This is a genomic window from Glycomyces buryatensis, from assembly GCF_004912275.1.
GTDB classification, from domain to species: Bacteria; Actinomycetota; Actinomycetes; order Mycobacteriales; family Micromonosporaceae; genus Glycomyces; species Glycomyces buryatensis.
On record NZ_STGY01000014.1, the window covers coordinates 1 to 1833 of the forward strand.

Annotated in this window: 1 pseudogene; it reads right to left on the bottom strand. The window is 67.4% G+C overall.

Annotated elements, in window-relative coordinates:
* Positions 1 to 590: 590 nt before the first annotated feature.
* Positions 591 to 1833 (bottom strand): annotated as a pseudogene (locus tag FAB82_RS26880) (hypothetical protein); the annotation flags it as partial.

Consider the following 1833-nt stretch of genomic DNA (forward strand, 5'->3'; position numbering starts at 1 on the left):
AGGCGTCTCGGCCAGAGGCTTGGCGTAGTCTGCTTACACCTACACGACTCCTGTACTAATTCCATATCTCTGTGCGTACCTCAATGATAACTTTACGTCACAGACCGATCCACTAACGACAAAGAGACGTGGGACACATCCGCCTCGTGAAGTGGCTGCGGCACAACACGTCTCGCCACGACTGCCACCGGGACCGCACCGCACGATCGCACCCCCGCACTCAGCCGGGCAGGTCGCCCACCCGACCCCCGAAACCCCGCCCCGAACCCTCGACGGAACCCCGGAAACCTGGCCCCGCCAACGGACACCCGCCCCGTCCACGCCTTCGTCGCCGATGCCTTTAGCGCAGCCCGACCATGTACGGGATGGCCCCCGCCCGCGCCCCCACCCCCAATGCAGGCCTCCCCAAGCGCCACAACACCATCATCACCACCACCAAAAATTTCCCGCCTGTGGATGACTTTGGCCAGAGACGGCGTTGTAGCAAGTGGACAGCCTGTGGATAACTCCGCAGGCTGGTCTTGCACTTCGGGCGCCGTCGGAAGACCGACGGCGCCCGAAGTGGGATAACTGTTCTCTCAGAGGTTCTCTCAGGCCGCCTCGAGCGCGGCCACCGCGGCGGCGATCGCCTCGGCTGCGGCGTCCACCTCCGCCTGGGTCGGCGCGGCTCCGTCGGCGCGGAGGGCCGCACCGGCTTCGCGGGCCTCGGTCAGGTCGGCCCAGGTCGCGGCCGTCCAGTCCGCCTCAGTCAGCTGTTCGGTCTCGCTCAAGTACAGATCGAGTCCGGTCGTATCGACTGTGGCGCCGAGGAACTGCACCTCGGCGAGGTTGGTATTGCCCGCCGGTGCGTTCACACGGAGCGCCCCGTACTCAACGGCCGCATCCAGATCGATCGAGCTCCAGCTGCCAGAGGCGCCGCTGATGGTCGCGAAGGTCTCCCAGGTCGCGCCGCCGTCGTTGGAACCCTGGAACTGGATGCCGTTGGCTCGTCCCACGTGGGTGGAGCGTGGCAGGTACCTGACCGTTTCGATGGCGAAGGCCGTCTCCTCGGTCGGGAGCACCTGCACCCAGCCGGCCGCCTCCTTCGTGTCGGTGAAGGTCGCCTCGTCCCCGTCGAACATGGCCCAGCCGTTGCCGGCCGCGTCCCGCTTGCCGTCCCACGAGGCCGAACTGGCTTCGACCCATGACTGATCGATCGCGGCCGCGTTCACCGGCGGCGCTTCGAGCAGGTCCCAGGCGTCGAGGAGTCGGACCGCGAGCGCGGGCTCGTCGGCGCCTTCCTCGGCGGCGGCCGTGCGGACCGCCTCCACCTCGCGGGTGAACCCGATCGCCGAACTGCGCGAGTACGCAGTCAGGTCGACCGCGTCGGCCCGCGCGAGGACCTCGTGCAAGTCGTGCGAGGTCGAGCCGAAGAGGCGGAGCTCCGCGATATGGATCAACATGCCGTTCTTGACACGCAGGTAGCGGAAGCCCTCGTCCCCGGAGGCCTCGAGGTTCTGCCACGACAGCGTCTTGAACGTCGGCTCGGTGAGCGTGGTCCAGGACGAGAGGTCGTTCGAGCCTTCGAAGACCAGGTCGTCCATCTGCCGCATGCCCTCATCGTGCTGGCGTGCCAGGTAGTCGAGGCGGTCGGCGGTGACCTGTGCGCCTTGGCCGAAGTCCCAGATGAGGTCGGCCTGGCCGTCGGCGGTGGCGATGTTGCTGAAGGTCGAGGCCTTCCCGTCGAGCATCGTCGCCGCTTGGGTGGCCTTGGCCGGGTCGGGCGAGCCGTCCGCCTTGATCACTTCGGCGTCGGCGAGGTCGACGAGATTGCTCTCGTCCGAGGCGTACAGC